This window comes from Novosphingobium sp. BL-A-28-Hi1-0D, assembly GCF_055521755.1.
This window is the reverse complement of sequence record NZ_CM145502.1, coordinates 1853863-1872327: the sequence shown is the minus strand read 5'-3', so window position 1 is coordinate 1872327 and position 18465 is coordinate 1853863. Positions and strand designations below refer to the sequence as shown.

14 protein-coding genes and 2 pseudogenes are annotated in these 18465 nt (G+C 62.7%); 5 read left to right on the top strand and 11 right to left on the bottom strand.

Annotated features, from left to right (window positions below; genetic code table 11):
- Nucleotide 1 precedes the first annotated feature (1 nt).
- Both ACZ1JW_RS09145 and ACZ1JW_RS09140 read left to right on the top strand, forming a co-directional pair.
- Nucleotides 2-1243, top strand: a complete 1242-nt coding sequence (locus tag ACZ1JW_RS09145) for a TetR/AcrR family transcriptional regulator (protein ID WP_465140326.1) — start codon at nucleotides 2-4, stop codon at nucleotides 1241-1243.
- A 176-nt stretch (nucleotides 1244-1419) separates the two neighbouring features.
- Nucleotides 1420-2161 (top strand): annotated as a pseudogene (locus ACZ1JW_RS09140) (IS6 family transposase).
- A 125-nt stretch (nucleotides 2162-2286) separates the two neighbouring features.
- Here the strand turns inward: ACZ1JW_RS09140 and ACZ1JW_RS09135 are convergent.
- The 5 genes from ACZ1JW_RS09135 to ACZ1JW_RS09115 all read right to left on the bottom strand — a co-directional run bounded on the left by ACZ1JW_RS09135 (nucleotide 2287) and on the right by ACZ1JW_RS09115 (nucleotide 8386).
- Complete coding sequence (locus ACZ1JW_RS09135; protein WP_465140325.1) at nucleotides 2287-3618, bottom strand: family 1 glycosylhydrolase; 1332 nt, start codon at nucleotides 3616-3618, stop codon at nucleotides 2287-2289.
- Between the two features lies 1 nt (nucleotide 3619).
- Nucleotides 3620-4537 (bottom strand): alpha/beta hydrolase, encoded by a 918-nt coding sequence (locus ACZ1JW_RS09130; RefSeq protein WP_465123866.1) that lies wholly within the window; start codon nucleotides 4535-4537, stop codon nucleotides 3620-3622.
- A gap of 92 nt (nucleotides 4538-4629) precedes the next feature.
- Nucleotides 4630-6993 carry a TonB-dependent receptor gene (locus ACZ1JW_RS09125; protein WP_465123867.1) on the bottom strand — a complete coding sequence of 788 codons (2364 nt, stop codon included), beginning with the start codon at nucleotides 6991-6993 and terminating at the stop codon, nucleotides 4630-4632.
- A 78-nt stretch (nucleotides 6994-7071) separates the two neighbouring features.
- Nucleotides 7072-7476 (bottom strand): C-glycoside deglycosidase beta subunit domain-containing protein, encoded by a 405-nt coding sequence (locus ACZ1JW_RS09120; RefSeq protein WP_465123868.1) that lies wholly within the window; start codon nucleotides 7474-7476, stop codon nucleotides 7072-7074.
- Nucleotides 7469-8386, bottom strand: a complete 918-nt coding sequence (locus ACZ1JW_RS09115; protein WP_465123869.1) for a sugar phosphate isomerase/epimerase family protein — start codon at nucleotides 8384-8386, stop codon at nucleotides 7469-7471. Before ACZ1JW_RS09115 ends, ACZ1JW_RS09120 begins: the two co-directional genes overlap by 8 nt.
- Nucleotides 8387-8528: 142 nt before the next feature.
- Between ACZ1JW_RS09115 and ACZ1JW_RS09110 the strand changes: the two genes are divergently transcribed.
- Complete coding sequence (locus ACZ1JW_RS09110; RefSeq protein WP_465140324.1) at nucleotides 8529-9143, top strand: TetR/AcrR family transcriptional regulator; 615 nt, start codon at nucleotides 8529-8531, stop codon at nucleotides 9141-9143.
- 54 nt (nucleotides 9144-9197) lie between these two features.
- Nucleotides 9198-9440: pseudogene (locus ACZ1JW_RS09105) on the top strand (DDE-type integrase/transposase/recombinase); the annotation flags it as partial.
- 164 nt (nucleotides 9441-9604) lie between these two features.
- Here ACZ1JW_RS09105 and ACZ1JW_RS09100 read toward each other — a convergent pair.
- The 6 genes from ACZ1JW_RS09100 to ACZ1JW_RS09075 all read right to left on the bottom strand — a co-directional run bounded on the left by ACZ1JW_RS09100 (nucleotide 9605) and on the right by ACZ1JW_RS09075 (nucleotide 15835).
- Nucleotides 9605-11266, bottom strand: coding sequence for a flavin-containing monooxygenase (locus ACZ1JW_RS09100; protein ID WP_465140323.1), 1662 nt, complete (start codon nucleotides 11264-11266; stop codon nucleotides 9605-9607).
- Between the two features lie 71 nt (nucleotides 11267-11337).
- A complete protein-coding gene (locus ACZ1JW_RS09095; protein ID WP_465140322.1) occupies nucleotides 11338-12450 on the bottom strand; it encodes an NADH:flavin oxidoreductase in 1113 nt (370 codons plus the stop codon).
- A gap of 25 nt (nucleotides 12451-12475) precedes the next feature.
- Nucleotides 12476-13279 carry an alpha/beta fold hydrolase gene (locus tag ACZ1JW_RS09090; protein ID WP_465123874.1) on the bottom strand — a complete coding sequence of 268 codons (804 nt, stop codon included), beginning with the start codon at nucleotides 13277-13279 and terminating at the stop codon, nucleotides 12476-12478.
- 25 nt (nucleotides 13280-13304) lie between these two features.
- Nucleotides 13305-13766: a nuclear transport factor 2 family protein gene (locus tag ACZ1JW_RS09085; RefSeq protein ID WP_465123875.1), complete on the bottom strand. Its 462-nt coding sequence runs from the start codon at nucleotides 13764-13766 to the stop codon at nucleotides 13305-13307.
- Nucleotides 13763-15070, bottom strand: a complete 1308-nt coding sequence (locus ACZ1JW_RS09080) for an acyl-CoA dehydrogenase family protein (RefSeq protein WP_465140321.1) — start codon at nucleotides 15068-15070, stop codon at nucleotides 13763-13765. Before ACZ1JW_RS09080 ends, ACZ1JW_RS09085 begins: the two co-directional genes overlap by 4 nt.
- Before the next feature lie 21 nt (nucleotides 15071-15091).
- Nucleotides 15092-15835 carry an SDR family NAD(P)-dependent oxidoreductase gene (locus ACZ1JW_RS09075; RefSeq protein ID WP_465140320.1) on the bottom strand — a complete coding sequence of 248 codons (744 nt, stop codon included), beginning with the start codon at nucleotides 15833-15835 and terminating at the stop codon, nucleotides 15092-15094.
- Nucleotides 15836-16192: 357 nt separating this feature from the next.
- Between ACZ1JW_RS09075 and ACZ1JW_RS09070 the strand changes: the two genes are divergently transcribed.
- Complete coding sequence (locus tag ACZ1JW_RS09070) at nucleotides 16193-18460, top strand: TonB-dependent receptor (RefSeq protein ID WP_465140319.1); 2268 nt, start codon at nucleotides 16193-16195, stop codon at nucleotides 18458-18460.
- Nucleotides 18461-18465 lie beyond the last annotated feature (5 nt).

The following is an 18465-nucleotide window of genomic DNA, read 5'->3' as shown; positions in this document are numbered from 1 at the left end:
AGTGCCATCTGACCTGCATGAAGACCTCCTCAGACTGACGATCGCGCTGGGCGCCGAAAGCGGCCTGGAGCGCCTTTCGCTCCGGCAGATCGCCACGGCGGCAGGGGTCTCCACCACGGCAATCTTCCAGAACTTCGCCGGCAAGGCCGAACTCTTCGCCGCCGCCGTCTCGCAGGCAATCGCGCTGGACGAAGCGTTCCAGCAGCGCTTTACCGAAGACGCCTTCCCTCTCGTCTCAGGGCACGACGCGCTGGCGGATGTAATGGCAGCATGCGTCCAGTTGCGCGCATCGCGGTGCGAGGCACGCTTTCTGTCCGAGATGCTGATCAATCTGCGCGATTATCCCGAATCCGCAGAATCCATCGGACGCTGGCACGAGAGGCGTGTGGATCAGTGGCGGCAGCTGCTCGTTCGGCTCGGGATCGATGCCGCCTTTGCGCCGCTCCTGGTCGGCTACCTGCTGATGGAGGGCTTCTATGCCCACGCGCTCACCGATTCGGCCTCATACCGGATGCTGCTCGCGGAAACCTGCCGAGCCCTTTGCGATACCGTTACCCGCGAGCACGGCAACGAGCGGAAGAGCGATGGCGTCAGCATGGCATTGGACGTGCAGCCCTTTGCCGTGCGCGCGCCTTCCCTGCCCGAATCCACGCTGCCAATGGCCGAACACCTGCTCGCCTGCGCGGTCGAGATTATCAATGAGGGCGGCATCCGCAAGCTCAACCAGCGGTCGCTGGCCTCCCGCGCAGGCGTCTCGGGCTCGCTGATCGCCTACCACTTCGGCGACATGAAGACCCTGACCATCCAGGCAATCTGGCGTGCGCTTGTGCAAGGCATCCCGTCGCAACTCGATCCGGGTGGCGATCAGTCAACCTTCCCCAAATCGCTCGGCGAATGGTTCGACGCACTTGAAGCCATGCTTGACATGTCAGACCATGGTTCGAATGGATTCTACATCAGCGTCTCGCTGCTGTCGGCAAGTGCCTGCCTGCTCGCTTGCAACAATCCCGAATTAATGCCGCTGGTTACCTACTTGCGTGGGCTTGAAGGCTGGGGAACCTACCGCGTGAGCCAGGCGCTCCCTTCCACGGGCGGCGCGATTCACCGCGACCATGCGGCAGCCTTCGGCATATGGATCAAATCGGAAGCCTTGCTACGCCACCTGCGCGTCCGTTTCCAACTTGCAGCGCCGGTCCTCGTTGCAGATGCTGCGGCAATGCTTTTTCCGGTTCGGCAGCCATAGCACCGAAGGGCACTGACAAACCTAACGCACCGTTTGGAGATGAACGCTCAGTTCGCTACCTTCACCCCATGCCAAGATTGCGCAAATCTGCGAGCCCCTTCCGCTATTTCAACGGCACCATCAAAAAAAGGAATGCACCACTAGCGATGGATGAAGGTGGATTGCAGGATCCGCTTATGGGCCGCCCTCGCAAACCAGAAAATCCGCTCCGCTATTTCCACTCCTCGCCTGAGGTCATTCGCCTGATGGTGATGCTGTATGTTCGCTTTCCGCTAAGCCTGCGAAACGCGGAGGATTTGCTGTTCGAGCGCGGCATAGACATTTGTCACGAAACGGTGCGGCTATGGTGGAACAGGTTCGGGCCGATGTTCGCGGCCGACATCCGGCGCCAGCGCGTGAGCCGCATGCGCAGTTTCCGGCATTGGAAGTGGCACCTCGACGAGGTCTACGTGAAGATCAACGGCGAGATGCACTACCTTTGGCGGGCGGTGGACCAGGAGGGCGAAATCCTGGAATCCTACGTCACCAAAAGTCGCGACAAGGCAGCGGCCTTGCGCTTCATGCGCAAGGCATTGAAGCGGCACGGTCAGTCAGAAACGATCGTGACTGCGGCCTGAAACCCTACCCGGCGGCGATGAAGGACCTCGGCAACGAACAGCGCCGTGAGGTTGGCCGCCACGCAAACAACCGGGCCGAGAATTCGCATTTGCCATTCCGCCGACGAGAGCGAGCCATGCAGCGATTTCGGCAAATGAGGTCGCTGCAGAAATTTGCCTCAGTGCACGCCTCGATCCACAACCACTTCTCACAGGCACTTCTCACAGGCACTTCTCACAGGAACGCCACCTAGTCGACCGCCAGACCTACAAGCTTCGCCACTCGGCCGCGCTGGCCGAGTGGCAGGCGCTTGCAAGCTGAGATCTGGCCTACAACAGGGACGCTTTGTCCACAGAGAACGTTTCGCATCAGACTGACACCTCCAGACGGACCGTTGAACAGTCTGCGACTTGTCACGCCCCTATCAGCCCGCAGGTCGGTCCCTCTCAGAGACTATTTCGCCGCGCAATTCTGCCCAGAATTGCTGCGCTGGCTTTGGCGGTTCTCTGGAAGGTGGTTTTGTCGAACGAGTGAAGGCCGAACCGGTACTTGTAACCGAAGCCCCATTCGAAATTGTCGATCAGCGACCAGTGGATATAGCCGCGCACCGGCACACCATCGTCGATTGCACGCTTCAGTTCGGTAAGCGCTTCGGGAATCAACCACTGGCGCAACGCGTCGTCGTCGGAATTGACGCCGTGTTCGGTGACATAGACCGGCAGCTTCGTCACCTCGTGAGCGTAGCGCACCGCCCCCGCCAGAGACCCGGGCCAGACTTCAGTGCCGCCGGTATTGCGCGGCGCATCGGCAGAAGGCGGCAGTTCGCCCTTGTCGTTCCAGACTTTGCGCTCGTAGTTCTGCACACCGATGAAGTCGCAGGTCTCGCCCGCAAGGCGCAACCACTCGTTGTAGTAGCGCTCGCGGATCCGGTCGCGCATCGAGTTCTTGCCGACCGCCTGGTCGTCGATCATCGCGAGGCTCACGCCCACTGGTAGGTCCGGCCGCACCGCCTTGATCGCGGTCAGGCCTTGGCGATGCCCTTCCATCATATTGGCGCGATAGGTCTTCGGTTCCTTGATGTAGAGCGCTACTCCCGGCGTGTAGAGCGCGACGCCAAGCTGCCTCGCTGCCGCTTCTTGCGTCGCCTTGTCGCCTGCCGTCAGTTGCGGCGGCAGGATCTCGCCGATCACGCCAGCCAGATTGGGCTCGTTCAATGTCGTGGCGAGTTCGATTCCTGCCGCAAGATGCCGTGCCGCCCGGTCGCAGAAGCGGGCGAACAGCGCGGGCGATTGAGGATTGTGCCAGCCGCCCTTGGCTGCAAACCAGCGCGGCGTGGTGAAGTGATTGAAGGTGACGACCGGCTTGAGTCCCCGCGCCCGGCAACCCTCGATCATCGCCTTGTAATGATCGAGCATGGCATTGGAGAAATGCCCTTCATCCGGCTCGATCCGCGCCCATTCCAGGCTGAAGCGATAGGAATTGAGGCCTATGCCCTTCACCAGATCGAGATCGACCGGCCACAGTTCGAAGCTGTTTGCCGCATCGCCCGAGCGCTCGGCAAAGATAGTGCCGGGGACGTTCTCGATCACCCACAGGTCGGCGTTGAGATTGTTGCCTTCGATCTGGTGGGCAGCCGTCGCCGCGCCCCACAGGAAGCCGTCGGGGAACTTCGGCTCCACTGGCCTGATCTTCGCAGCCCGTGCCAGCGCGGTGCTGCCCGCCAGAGCGGAAGCTCCCAGAGCCAGGGCCGAGCCCATCACGCTGCGACGATCGATCATCTCACTTCTTCTCCGTTGCCAGCAGGCCTTGCGTGCGCATCCACCGGTACATCAGGTCAAGCCAGCCTTCCTCGGGCGAGCCGACAGGTCCAGCCCCGAAGCCATGGCCGCCTGAGGAAAACAGGTGGAATTCTATCGACTTGCCCGCCGCACGATAGCTTTCCAGCAGCGGCAGTCCCTTCTCGCGCGCCAGCAGGAAGTCGTCGGCGGCAATCGCCACGAACATCGGCGGCGCGTCGGCAGGCACGGTCATGGCAGCCATGTTGGGATAGATCGGCGCGGCGAAGTCCGGGCGGTCAGCGCCGCCCTTCTCCACCATGCTGCGGGTGAGGAAGCCACCAGCGGAAAAGCCCATGAACCCGACCCGCTTCGGATCGATCCCGAACTGCGCGGCGTTCGCGCGTACATGGCGCAGCGCGGCTATGCCATCGGCCAGAGCCTCCGCAGGCGTGTCGGCAGGCGGCGCGAAAGCGGCCTTCTTCCCGGAAATCATCTTGTCGAGTTCGCCTACGAAGACCTTCTGGTCAGGCGGCGTCGGCAAGGTGCGGTATTTGAGAACGAAGGCCGTCACGCCATGGTTGGCGAACCAGCGCGCCACTTCCCAGCCTTCCTTGTCCATCTCCAGGCCGAGGAACGCACCACCGGGAGCGATGATGACCGATGCCGGCGATGGCTTGCCGACGGGCTGGAACACGGTGAGCGTGGGCCGGGTGACATTGCGCACGGCATAGCGGCCCATGTCGCTGGGATGCCAGACCTCGCGGTCGACCTTTTCGGCCGTGGGCAAGGTGATGGTGTTCGGTTGAGCGGGCGCGACAACTGTCTCGGTGGAAATGCCGGTCTGTGCCAGAACCGATGAGCTTGCGAGGAGGGCGAGGCCAAGGCCAAGCAGCGAACGCCGAAATGCAGGCAGTGTCATCAGTTCATCCGTCTCTGTGGCTGGCTGCTCCGATCTTGGCCGGACACAGCAGAAAATGGGGCCGCCACCCGAGGGCAGCGGCCCCTTTTACATCAGAAGTTGATGCCGGCACGCACGCCGATGGTGCGGACGGATTCAAAGCTGAAGCGCTGGTTCAACGTCAGCACAGGCGGTGCCACGCCAACAGGGTTGGCATCGCCACCGTCCGAACCGATCGAGATCGGGCGGATCTCGTTTGTGCAGTTCTTGCAGAACAGGCTGATGTTCCAGTTCTCGGCCTTGATTCCGGCGCGCAGGTCGATCGTGTCCCAGGTGGGGATGGTGAACGGCGCGCCGATGCCGGCCGACTGCGGCGAGCGGTGGTAGTACCCAACGCCGAATTGCGCCTCTAGCCCGTCCGTGATCGGCGCGGCATACTCAGCGCCAAGTGTCGCCGTGAACTTGGACGACAGCGGCAGCTGGTAGCCCTTGGCGTTGAATGTGCCGACAAAGCCCGGCAATGACGAATTGATATCCGCCTTGCAGCCACCGGTCGTCTGCGTCGGGTAGCACTGGGCGCCCGGGTAGTCGTCGAACGTGGCATCGGCATAGGACGCCGAACCCGACAAGGTCAGGCCTTCGAAAGGCCGGGCCTGGAACGAGAAGTCGATGCCCTTGGTTGTCGCCGTGGCGGCATTGCCGAGCACGAAAGTGCGCAGCGCCTGCACGAAGGCCTGGACCTGCAGGTCATAGAACTTCGTGTAGAAGCCCGAGACGCTGAACGTCAGCGCGCCGTCGAGCGCCTTGCCCTTGATGCCCAGCTCGCCACCGCGCGAGATTTCCGGACGAACCGACAGATCGGCACCGGGAGCGGGAGCCGTGTTCGAGAAGCCTGGGCCCTTGAAGCCTTCGCCGTAGAAGCCATAGACCATCAGGTCAGGCGTTGCCTGCCAATCGAAGCCCAGCTTGTAGCTGAGGTCGGTCGCATCGGTCGTCTGGTCGGTGACGTTCTTCTTCACGCCGAGCGTCACGAAGTAGTTGCCAAAGTTCTCGCGCAGGTTGATCTGGGCCTTCTCGTACGTCAGGCGCGCACCGGCGGTCAGTTTGAGAGTATCAGTCAGTTGATAGCCGAGCTGGCCGAACGCGGCGTAGCTGTCGTTCTTGAGACGATACTGGAAGTCCTGGCCCAGGAACGAGGTATTGCTGACGCCGCAGGCAGGCGGCGGACCGGCGCTGACGGTGGCGCCGATGCAGAACGGGAAGCCACGCAGGACGAAATCCGGAATTCCGGTGTTGCCGCCACGGAAGCCCACGTTGCTTCCGATCGAGCGGTAATAGTACAGGCCGAACTGACCGGTCAGCGCATTGCCGCTTGGCAGGGCAAGGCGCAGTTCCTGCGAGTACTGGTCATACTTCTGGGTGGCACCGTTGAAGCTGAAGAAGTTGAATGGCGTCTGGTCTGAGTCGAACTGAAAATCGGTCTTGGCCTGCTTCCATGCAGTGATGCTGGTCAGCTCCATGCCGTTGCCGAGCTTGAGGCTCACGTTCGCCTGTACGCCGCCCGTATCGCTGTCGCGATAGTTGGGCGCTTCGGCGGCAAAGTTCAGGTTCTCTGACCCGGCGACCAGGCCACGCGCCGGATAGGCGCTGCCGGGGCCGAATTCGCGGAAGGTGATGTCGTAGCGCCCGGTGATGCCGCGCTGGCGATTGTAGTCGCCGATCAGATAGACCGAGAGGCTGTCGCTGGGCTCATAGAGGAACTTGGCGCGAAGCCCGAGATTCGTCAGCCCGAGGTCGTTGCGGACAGCCGGGTTGACATTGGATACCGTAATCGGGTCCTGATCGCTGTAGATCGCGTTCAGGCGAAGCGCGGCCTTGTCGCCCACTGGCACGTTGATCGTGGAGCGGACCTGATAGCCGTCGCCATCCTTGCCGGGACGGGCGCGCTGGACCAGTTCGCCATCGGCGCTGAACGACATCTCGCCAAGCTTGGGCTTGTTGGTGGTGATGTTGACAAGGCCTGCCGAGGCGTTCTTGCCGAACAGCAGTCCTTGAGGCCCGTTGAGCACTTCGACGCGGGCAATGTCGTAGAAGGCGTTAGCTGCATATTCGCGGTTGCCGAGAACCACATCATCCACGACCTGCGAGACGCTGGCTTCGACGGTGTTGGCAAAGGTTGCCGTGCCGACGCCGCGCACCGAGAAGGTGTTGTCCTGCGCCACCTGAAGGCTCGGCGCGAGCTTGGTCACGGCGGTCAGGTCGTTGGCGCCACGCTGGATCAGCTCATCTGCGCTGACCACGGTGACGCTGACCGGAACCTTGAGCACGTTCTCGCTGCGGCGCTGTGCGGTGACGATGATTTCGCCGGGAGCCGCCTGTTCGTCCGCGGATTGGGCGAATGCGGGTACTGAAGATAGCAGCGCAATGGCTGCAACTGATGCCGACTGGACGAGCCGGGTCTTCCTGCTGATGTTCATGGATTATCCTCCCTCAGAACCTTCGTGCGGATGTGAGTTGTGCCCCGCCGGTCCGCACAACCGGCGCCCTGCCCTTGCTCAGGGCAGGATGATCGTTGCGTGACGTTCGTTGCGGACGATGGCGGGCTGAAATTCGGGTGGAAAATAGGGATGGCGATAACGGATCGCGCTGCCGACAAGGTGGACGCCGCGTGCCAGCCCGCCCTCCTTGGGGACCACAACCGTAAAGTGGTCGCCAACGTAGAGGCGGGTCTGCGTCGCCTCGTTCATCTCGTCACGGGTGTATTCCTTGTCGCCAAGCCGGAACAGGTTGTGCTCGGCCGGGTAAAGGACGCCGTCGACGGTGATATCCACGCCCTCGATCAGGCTCAGCCGCGAGGAGCGGTAGTTGGCCTGTCGGATGCGAAGCTCGAAGCCGGTGCGTGCGCCCTCTGGGCCGATATTGCGAAAGCCGGTGCTCTGGATGTGGCTGCGCTCAAGCATTGTCCGAGCCCCCGTTCGCTGCGTCATATTCTTCATCGAGCTTGCGGATCAGCGCGTGCTGGCGGCGCACCTGTTCGATCGCCACCCACGGATCGCGCTTGCCTTCGTATTCGCTCGAGAGGTAGCCGGCGTAGCCGAGCTTTTTGAGCATCGGCACGATCCGCTCCCACGGGATCTGATGATCGTGCAGGGTCTCGTCGATGTTGTGGAACTTGGCCTGGATGAACGGGACGTACTGGATCACGTCGGCCAGATGCTCGACCGGCGTGTGGATGCCATTAAGGAAGCTCAACGCCCCCTTCTTGATCTCGTCGGTAATGCCACCGCCCCAGTGATCGATCGGGCGATCCTGGAATATGCCGGTGTCGATCATCAGGCCGAAGTTCTTCGTGCCGGTACGCTCGATGAACTGCACATAGGCATCGGTCACCGGATGGCGGATCGGCGTCGGCGAATGAATCTCGGGCAGAATTACCAGGTCGAGTTTGTTCGCCAGATCGAGATTGCGTTCGACCGCGCCTTCCCAGATCGGATCGGGCGTCAGGTCATGGTCGATCACGCCGAACTTCGGGCGGATGAACTTGAACCCAAGCTTGTGCCCCAACCGCAAGTCCTGCGCGATCTGGGCTGCACCTTCCTCAACGCTCATGTTGCGGTTCAACTGGATGCGGGTGTCGACCCAGCAGGCAAAGTTGGTTGGCTCAAGCTTGTAGCGGTCGAGCTTCGCGAACCAGTCGTCGATCCACGCGACAGGCGGTTCGGGGTAGAGCGGCACGCTCGTTTCGCCGAGGATCTCGATGCCGGTCGAACCCGTATCTGCCACGTGATCGAACGCATCGTCCAGCGTCATCACCGTGCCGAAGTCGTCCGTGTAGCTGTACAGCGAAACGCCGTACCTGAAACTGCTCACTCTTGCCTCTCCCATCACGATGCGCCGGAATGGTCTATTAATCACCGATCATTTGAGCCTCTATTAATCGACGATCAATAAGAATGCAACAGGCGAACGCGCGCGCTTGCGCATCGCGTGCAAAGCAAGCAAAGCTGCAGGAATGACGGGGACGACAGCGACAAGAGAGCGGCGGGGCAAACCCTCGCACCGGGATGACTTGCGCAGCGAGTTGCTCGCGGCCGCCTATGAACTTGTGGTGCGCGAAGGCCACGAAGGCCTCTCGATTCGCAAGCTGGCAGAGGAAATCGGCGTTTCGCCCGGCGCGCCGTACCATCATTTCCCTGACAGGCGCTCGCTGCTCATTGCGGTCGCACTTGAAGGATATCGTCAGCTGCTTGCCGAAACAGAGAAGGCCATCGCAGCATCACCAGAGGGATTGCTGTTCGCCAATCTGCTGCACTTCATCCGCTTTGCCGCAGCCAACCCGAACATGTTCACCCTGATGTATGAAAGCGAACTGGTCCGCCCTCAGGTTGCGCCTGAACTGGCAGAGGCACAGGACATCGGGTTTCAGATGCTGCGCCGGGAAGTTAGGCGCGCCACGCAGCATCTGTCCGAGCACGAGCGCAGCCTGCGCATTGCCACGATCTGGAGCGCGATCTTCGGCTTTGCCCTTCAGACCAACCGGGCCATGTTACGCGCACATCCGCTGGAACCCATGCCGGACGAACTCGCACCGGAGATTGTCCGGCAAGCCCTCAGGCTCATGGCCTGAGTTGGCGCTGTCATGTCTGGACGGGGCCCTGCGATCCAGGATAATGTTTGGTGATCCGACGGTCTGCGCTCGTATCGCGCCGCGATGACCGAGCTCGGTTGCGAGGACAAGCAGGAGATCGGGCGATGGGCGAACAACCGGGTGGAGAACAGCCACCTGCCCTTCCGGCGACGAGAGCGTGCCACGCTCCGCTTCAGGCAGATGAAGGCACTAAGGAAGCTCGCCTCGGTTCACGCCTCACTCCACAACCCCTTCTCCCAGGAACGCCACCTCGTCGACCGACAGACTTTCAAATAGCGACGCTCGGCCACTCTTGCCGAGTGGCAGCCGCTCGCATCCTGACGTCAGCGCGCCTCTGGGACCACTTTGTCCGCAGGGAACGTTTCGCTTTAAACTGACAGCTCCCTGCGCTCGCCTGATCCCGTCCGGCGCCGCACCATGCAGCGCCGGAGCCGTCGCGCTTAGTCGCGCTTTTCGAATTCCAGTTCGGGGAAGCCCTCTTCCGCCGACTTGTCGAGCGCGTCGTAGTAGAAGTTCGCACCGCCGAAGTAGATCAGTACGCGCGGGTCTTTATCCTCGCGGTTGGCCCCCATCATCCATGAATTGACCTTGTACCCTTCGGCCATGAGCGTCTGGCCGTGGATATCGGCGGTCTGCGCGGTCCATGCCTCCTCGGCCTCGCGGCGGGGATGGAATACGTCGATGCCTTCGCGCTCCATCTTGGCAATGCACTTGCTGATCCAGATCACGTTCTGCTCGATCGAGGTCGGCAGGTTGGCGAAGGGAGCCTGCGGGCCGGTCACCATGAACATGTTGGGGAAGCCTGCTGCGCAGACACCCATGATGCACTCCGAAAGGGACTTCCACTTCTCGGCCAGCGTTTGCCCGCCCTCGCCCCGGATCGGGAAGGCTTCAAGAGCGCCGGTATAGGCCTTGAAGCCGGTCGCGAGTACGATGATGTCGAACTCGTATTCCTGCTTGGTCGTGCGAACGCCCGTCTCGGTGATCTCGACAATCGGCTGGTCGTTCTTGATGTCGACGAGGTGGACGTGATCCTCGTTGAACGCCTCGAGATAGCCGTGGTCGAGCGGCGGGCGCTTGGCGAAGAGCGGGTAGTCATCGAACGTCGGCGTCAGCAGGTCGGCAAGGCGCTTGTCCTTGACCCGCGCCTTCATCTTCGCGCCGATGAAATCCGCCGCCATGCGGTTGGCCTCGGGGCTGGCGAGAAGGTCGTCGAAAGTCTCGAACACCCAGCGGAAGCTGCCGGTCCAGTTCTCCTCGAAGATGCGCTGGCGCTCCTCGGGCGGCGTGTCGAGCGCATTGCGCCCCACCGGGCTGTCGAAAGCCATGCCGAACACGTGGGCGCGGCACTTGGCAATCACAGTCTCGTAGTTGTCCTTGATCTCCTTTTCCCACTCGGGCGTCATCTCGCGCTGCATGGCGGGGAGGATGTAGTTGGGCGTGCGCTGGAACACGGTGACGCTGGCCGCCGTCTTGGCGAGTTCGGGCACCATCTGCACCGTCGTCGCGCCCGCACCGATGATGCCCACGCGCTTGCCGGCATAATCAACCCCTTCACGCGGCCAGCGCGAGGAATGGAACAGCGGTCCCTTGAACCTGTCCATGCCCGGAATGCGCGGGATCACCGGTTCGGAGATCATGCCCATGCCGCTGATGAAGTATTTGCAGGTAAAGGTCTCGCCGCTGCCCGTCGTAACCTGCCAAATGCACCGGTCCTCGAGATACTTCGCCTCGACGATTTCGGTGTTGAGCTGAATGTGCGGCCACATGTGGCAGCGGTCGGCCACGAACTGCAGGTATGCCTGCGTCTCCTGCCGCCCCGGATAGCGCTTGGTCCACGACCACTCTTGCAGGATCTCCTTCGAGAAGGCGAGGCAATAGTAATAGCTCTCGCTGTCGGTCGCCGCGCCCGGATAGCGGTTCCACGCCCAGGTCCCGCCGACATCGGCAGCGCGATCAAAGATGCGGATCGAAAGCCCCGCCTCGCGCAGGTAATGGATCAGCGCGAGACCGGCAAAGCCCGCCCCGATGCCGATGGCATCGAAATCGACCTTTTCGGATGTGACGGGCCGTTCGGCCACGCTGGTCTGGGTGGTGTTCATTGCTCGTCCTCTCCTCGCAACCTTCGTGCTTCGCGCGGTTGCTTGCTTGATGTGCGGTGCCCGGACTGCGCTCAGTAGAGCGTGTCCATGCACTCCTTCGAATAGGGCTTGAGCTGGTCGACCGCGCCGGTGCGGACTTTCTCAAGCCAGCTGGGATCGGCCAGCAGAACACGGCCCAGCGCCACCAGATCGAAGTCGCCCCGGTCAAACCTGCGGGCCAGTTCATCGAGCGACTTGAGCGTCGGCACCGACTGGCCCTCGACGAAGTCCTGCATCAGGTCACGGTCGAGCCCGACCGAACCGACGGTGATCGTCGGCTTGCCGGTGATTTCCTTGGTCCAGCCCGCGAGGTTCCGATCGTCCTCGTTCGGGAAGGCCGCTTCCCAGAACCGCCGTTCCGAACAGTGGAAGATATCGACGCCTGCCTCCGCCAGCGGCCCGACCCACTGCTCCAGTTCGGCAGGCGTGGTCGCGATCTTCGCTTCGTAGAGGTAAGTCTTCCACTGCGAGATGCGGAAGATGATGGCGAAGTCCGGCCCTGCCGCCTCGCGGATCGCGGCCACCACATCGGCTGCAAACCGCACGCGCGAGGCGATGTCGGGCCCGCCGTAGCGGTCGTCGCGCTGGTTGGTCACGTCCCAGAAGAACTGGTCGAACAGATATCCATGCGCGCCATGAAGCTCGACCGCCGGGAAGCCCAGCCGCTGCGCATCGAGCGCGCCGCGCACGAACGAAGCGATCACCCCGTCGATGTCCTGCGCACTCATCACCCGTCCGCCCTCGATGCCCGGGCCGACAAGGCCAGACGGGCTTTCCAGCGGATCGTGCGGTGAATCGGGGAAGTTGAAATCGGTGCAACCACCCACGTGCCACAACTGCGGGATCATCACCCCGCCTGCCTCCTCGACCCCGGCGCGGGCGCGGTCAAAGGCTGCCAGCGCTTCCTCGCCATAGAAGTGCGGCACGGTGTCGGCGGCAACAGAGCCCGGACGATCTATCGCCACGGCCTCTGTGATCACTGCGCCGACGCCGCCTTCGATGCGGCGGCGGTAGTAGTCCGCCGATTCCTGCGTCAGCACGCCTCCGGGCGCGAAATAGCGGGACATCGGGGCCATCATGAAGCGGTTGGCAAGCTTGAGCGACTTGCATTCAAACGGCGTGAAGAAAGGATCGAGAGCGGTCATCGGTGTGCCCTATGTCCAGCCGTCATCACAGACGGCCCAGAAAACTGCGCAGCGCGGCAAGATAGGCCGGTGCATCCTCGATGAAGGGCGCGTGGCCGCAGCCCTCCATTTCCGCCACTTCGCCCTTGGGCGCGAGCGACGCTGCGATCCGGCCGATCTCGGGATCGAGGATCACGTCGGCAGTGCCAACGATCGACAGCAGCGGCACCGCAAGCTGCGCAAGGACTACACGCTGGTCGGTCTGTGCGAGGCTGCGCAGGGAATCGAGCGCATCCGGCCCGCTGTCGATAAAGGCGTTCCACATCCAGTCGATGGTCGGCGGGCTGACTTCCCTGGCGCAGACGCCTTCAGCAAGACCACGGAAGAACCCGGCACGGTCAGCGGCCATCGCCTCGGCTGTCGCATCGAGCGAGCCCGGCTCGCCGCCATAGGGGAAGTCGTCAGAACGTACGAAGCGCGGCGATGCGCCACAGGTCAGGACCACGCCTGCCGCCTTGTCGCCCAGCAACCGCGCCGCTTCCACCGCAACCGCGCCGCCGAGCGACCAGCCGTTCAGCACCACCGGCGCCGAGACTTCCTGCCGCACGATGCCTGCCACATCGCCTGCGATGGCACCAACCGACATATCCTCGAAATCGCGGTCGGACTGGCCGCAGCCGCGATGGTCGATCACCAGCACGGCGTGCCCATCGGCTTTCAGCGCCTCCACGGTGCCAGCCCAGATGCGGCCCGACATGGCCCAGCCGTGGATGAGCACGACTGGCGTGCGCGGCCCACGATAATGCTCGAAGTAAACCGTCCGCCCCTTGTCGGCGTCGTAACGGGCCATCTTCACTCTCCCTTTTCGCAGCCCGCTATTGCGGTGCTGCAAGCGTGATCCCGACAAGCGGGCTGAAATGCTGCATGGTCACGCGGCGGCGGGCGATCTTCCACACCCCGTCGCGCCGGGTGAAGCTGTCAAAGTAGCTGGCGGCCACCGTCTGGGCCTGCCCGTCGCTGGTGTTGCCGATGCAATAGACGTCGCACACGCCGCTCGCCGCATCAGGGCCTTCGGGCGCAATGCGCAAGTTGGTGGTATAATGCGTCGACATCGCCCACGCGGGCCACAGGATGTCGAGCACAGCATGGCGGATACCGGCATGGCCGTCGAAATTGCCGAAGGGCGCGCCGATTTCCCAGACCGCGTCCTCCCACCAGATGGCCATGAACCGGTCGAGATCGCGCTTGTCGAAGCCGTGGCAGTAGTCGCTGGTCAGATCGACCAGCGCCATTCGCGTCTCAAGCGCATCGAGGCGCTGTTCCATCGTGCTGCTCATTGCGAAGTCTCCGTGTCGAGATGGGCGGCGAACTTCTCCATCGCGGCGGCGCGTCGGTCGGGCACGAAGTAGCTCGGCCACTTGCCGGTGGCAGGAGCAACGTTGCGCAGGATGTCCCTGGCGACCGAGACCTTGTGCACTTCAGTCGGGCCGTCGACGATGCCCATTTCCGGAACGTACTGCCACATGTCCATCAACGGCATTTCATTCGACATGCCGAGCGAGCCATGAATGTGCAGCGCGCGATAGACCACGTCCTTGAGCACGCCCGGCATCGCCGCCTTGATCGCCGAAATCTCGCGGCGCACGCGGTGGGTATAGACCTTGTCCTGATCGAGCAGCCACGCGGCGTAGAGCACGTGCAGGCGGAACTGCATGATCTGCGTGTAGCTGTCGGCGATGCGCTCCTGCACCATCTGCTTGTCGGCCAGCCGCTCGCCCTTGGTGACGCGGCTGACGGCGCGCTCGCACATCATGTCCATCGCCTTGTTGAGCATGCCGACGGTACGCATCGCATGGTGGATGCGCCCGCCGCCAAGCCGCGACTGCGCCACCTTGAAGCCCTCGCCTTCCTCGCCCAGCGCGTTGGCGCGGGGCACGCGGCACTGGTTGAAGCGCAGGTAGCCATGGACGCCGCTTCCGATCTCGTCCTTGGGGCCGACGGCGGTGTTGCGGATGATCTCCAGCCCCGGCGCATCGCGCGGCACGATGATCGTGGTGGACCCGGCATGGACCGCGACGTCCGGATTGGTGATGCACATGACGATCAGGAACTCGGCCATGTCGGCGTGGCTGGCGAACCACTTCTCGCCCTCGATCACCCATTCGTCGCCGTCGAGCCGGGCCTGGCAGGTGAACTCGCCGGGATCGGCCCCTGCCTGAGGTTCGGTCATCGAGAAGCACGAGACGATTTCGCCATCGAGCAGCGGCTCGAGATAGCGCGCCTTCTGTTCAGGCGTGCCGAAGCGGGCGAGGATTTCGGCGTTGCCGGTATCGGGAGCCTGCGTGCCGAAGACGGTCGGCGCAAAGCGGCTGCGGCCGAGAATCTCGTTCATCAGCCCGAGGTGGAGCTGGCCATAGCCCTGCCCGCCAAGATCGGGACCGAGATGGCAGGCCCACAGGCCCTTGGCCTTCACCACTTCCTTGAGCGGCGCCATCGCCTTGCGCGCGGGCGAGCGCGGGTCGAACGGGTCACCTGGTTTGCGGAACACCAGATCCATCGGCTCGATCTCGCGGGCGACGAAGTCCCGCATCCATTCCAGCTTTTCTTCGAACTCGGGCTCGGTGGAAAAATTCCAGCTCATCAGTCAATTGCTCCGAAGCGTTCAGCAGCCGGCATACCAGCCGCCATCAATCCATAGTTCCGCCCCGGTGATGTAGCGGGCCTCGTCGGAGGCGAGGAACAGCGACCCATGGGCAATGTCCATCGGATCGCCGACCTCGCCCATCGGGATCGAAGCCTTGATCGCGGCGTCCTGCTCGGGCGTGATGTCACCCAGAATCGGGGTGCGTATCTGGCCGGGGAAGATCGTGTTGACGCGCACGCCCTGCTTGGCGAATTCCAGCGCCGCGCCCTTGCCCATCACCCGCACCGCCGCTTTCGAAGCGTGGTAGCTGATTGCATCGGGGCTGCCGATCAGGCCATAGAGCGATGAGATGTTGACGATCGCCGCGCCTTTGCCCGCCTTGAGCAGTTCGGGCGTTGCCGCCTTCATGCCGTAGAACACGCCCGTCTGGTTGATCGCCACCATGCGGTCCCACCCCTGCGGAGTCTCGGTGACGATGCCGCCGGGGTGGAAGATGCCGGCGTTGTTGACCAGCGTGGTCAGCTTGCCGAAAATCGAGACTGCAAGAGTGACGGCAGCATGCCAGCTGTCGAGATCGGTCACGTCGAGCCGGGTGAAGGCCGCGTCTCCGCCCTCTGCCTGGATGCGGGCGACAACGTCGGCACCCTTCGCGTCCTGCAGGTCACCGATCATCACCGCCGCGCCTTCGCGGGCATAAAGGATGGCCTGCGCCTCACCGAGGCCGCTGGCCCCGCCCGAGATCAGGGCAACCTTGCCTGCCATTCGTTGGCCCACGGATTCTCTCCCATCCAGATGCTTCTCGTTGCGGTTTGTGGATCACATTTACTAGTTCGAGACAAGCAAAAAAGAGCGGGCAGGCTTCCAGATCGAGAGCCTGCATCCTCGTAAACTCCATATAACAGAGACTTTTTGGCGCATTCATGACCTGGTGGACAGGCCAAGCGTCAAGATTCAATATTACTTGCTCGGATATAGCAAGTTTGATACGCCTCATGACAGGTCAGGCGGTCAGCCCCTTCCCGCAGGTTCCAGCAATGGCCCGAAAGGAAGGCTCCGACTCAGCATTGCCCGGTCAAAAACGGTCACGTCGATAGAGCGTGAGAGATGGGAGAGTTAAACATGAGCATGTCGGGAAAATCCGTACGCGTTCTTCTGGCAATGTCGATTTCGGCAACAGCCCTTGCCGCAACGCAAGTGCAGGCGCAGGAAGCTGAAGCCGAACAGTCGTCGGGTCTCGAAGCGATCGTCGTCACCGCACGCAAGCGGGTCGAGAACCTGCAGGACGTGTCCTCCTCGATCAGCGCCCTCGGCGCGACCGACCTTGCCAAGCGCTTCGATTCTGACGTGCGCGACTTTGCCAATGCATCGCCCAACGTCCTGATCGACGATACCCAGCAGGGCCCCGGCGGCGTTGCCGCAGTCTACATCCGCGGCATCGGCGTTGCCGACGTCGAGAAGTCGGTCGACCCTGCCGTCGGCGTGGTGATCGACGACATCTACCTCGGCCAGAGCTCGGGCAGCCTGCTCAAGGCCATCGACGTGGATCGCGTCGAAGTGCTGCGCGGACCCCAGGGCACGCTGTTCGGCCGTAACGCCACCGGCGGCGTGATCAACCTTGCTCGCTCCAAGCCGACGCAGGATCTGACCGGCAAGGTGCGCGGCACCTACAGCAGCTTCCAGACCTATGACCTGCAGGGCGTTGTCAGCTTCGGGCTGGCCGAGAACGTCGCGCTCAAGGTCAGCGGCGCCTACAACACGTCCGACGGCTACATCTTCAACCGCACCCAGAACCAGCCTGGTCAGAAGTCCGACTTCCGCGCCATCGGCGCACAGCTGCTGTTCACGCCGACCGACAAGCTGGAAATCAGCGTCAGCTACGATCACCAGCTGACCCGACAGGACCCGCCGCAGCTTCAGGCGATCACCAAGCCGACCGACCTGTTCTGCGCCGGGTTCGGCTATTGCTCGCCCAAGCCCGGCGTGCCGATCTCGGGCGACCGCTATGTCTCGGTCGGTGATGCTCCGGTCGACAAGAGCGCCCGCTTCAAGCTCGACATGGGCATCGGCAAGATCAACTACGATCTCGGCGGCGATTACGAGCTGCAGTACATTCTCGGCTACCTGAAGACGACCGAGTCCATCAACCAGGACTTCGATTCCACCCCCGAGACGCTCTATCACACCGACCGTCCGGCCCGCTGGCGGCAGATCACCAACGAAGCCCGCCTGATCAAGGGCGGCGACGGCCCGATCACCTTCGTGCTCGGCGCCTACCTGTGGGACTCGCGCTATACGATCAACCTCAAGAACTACATCGGCTTTGCAGGGGCGCCGCTGCTGACCAGCGCGCAGACCGTGACGCAGACGACCAAGTCCTGGGCTGGCTACTTTGAAGGCGACTACAAGTTCACCGACAAGCTCAAGCTCACCCTTGGCGGCCGCTACACGCATGACCGCAAGACCAGCATCGTCAACGACGGCACGATCTTCATCTACGGCACGCTCGAAGAGCAGAACCCGATCCTCACGCTGCCGCCGAGTCTCGCCAACGGCAACATCGTCATGGCCAAGCCGGTCAAGGAATCCTGGTCCGAATTCACCCCCAAGGTCAGCCTCAGCTACAACTGGACCGACGATGTCATGACCTACGGCCTATGGTCGCGCGGCTATCGTGCAGGCGGCTTCAACGGACGCCCCTCCACGCTCAGCGCCGCAACCACGCCCTACAACCCCGAAACGCTCGACAACTTCGAGCTGGGCTTCAAGTCGCAGTTCCTCGACAATCGCGTCCGCCTCAACGGCGCTGTCTATCTGATGAAGTACAAGGACATGCAGCAGGACCTCGACGTACCTGCCCCCGGCACGTCCACCGGCCGCGAGAACCGCACGATCAACGCTTCGGAAGCCGAACTCAAGGGCGTGGAAATCGACCTGACCGCACAGGTCACCGATCACCTGACCCTGGCCGGCAACGTCGGTTACCTCGATGCCAAGTACAAGAACTTCGTCGGCGACATCTACAGCACCGGCACCCCGGTCGATGCCACCTTCCTGCGCATCCGTCGTGCGCCGAAGTGGACCTGGGACATCCGCGCATCCTACGAGCGTGAAGTGGGCCCCGGCACGCTGATGATCAACGGCGAACTGCACCACATCGGGGCGCACGAGATCACCTTCCTCAACAACCCCAACCTGCGCAATGGCTCGCAGAACATGCTCGACGCCTCGATCAGCTACAAGATCAACAACACCATGATCAGCGTCTTCGGCAAGAACCTGCTCGACGAGAACGGCTGGACCATCGGCTATGACGTCCAGAACGTCTGGAGCTACGCCGCTCCCCGCGCGCCGAAGGCCTGGGGCGTCGCCATCACGCAGACGTTCTGAGCCAG